The sequence below is a fragment of the Clostridioides sp. ZZV15-6383 genome, assembly GCF_020657735.1.
Classification (GTDB): Bacteria; Bacillota; Clostridia; order Peptostreptococcales; family Peptostreptococcaceae; genus Clostridioides; species Clostridioides difficile_D.
Genome location: NZ_JAGWCV010000174.1, coordinates 1 through 364, shown reverse-complemented (window position 1 = coordinate 364; position 364 = coordinate 1). Strand labels below are relative to the sequence as shown.

The 364-nt window shown below is 26.6% G+C and carries 1 pseudogene; it reads left to right on the top strand.

The features are described 5' to 3' along the window. Window positions 1–364, top strand: a pseudogene (locus tag KGF42_RS19325) (hypothetical protein); the annotation flags it as partial.

Sequence of the window (364 nt, the reverse complement as noted above, 5' to 3'; positions counted from 1 at the left end):
CTGTATCAATAATAAAAGATAGTTTTTTAAATGGGAAAACACATATTATTAATAAATTAGCATTAAAAAATATAAATGCTACATTAAATAACACATTAGTAGAAATAGGAGAAATGATAGGTATAGCATTTAGTTCAGCAGATGCTAGCGTTGAGGAGTTACAAAATAAGATAACAGAATTGACCAATCAACTTAGTCAAAGAAAAAAGTGGGCTAAGGGTACTTATACCTTTACTCAAAATGATTATGAAAACTTTTATATTAATTTGGAAAGTGGAATAAAAACTCTTGAGGTGAGGTTTAATTTAGATTTTATTCCTCGCTTGATTGTTGTTGAAAATTTTACACTTAAAAATAAAACTCG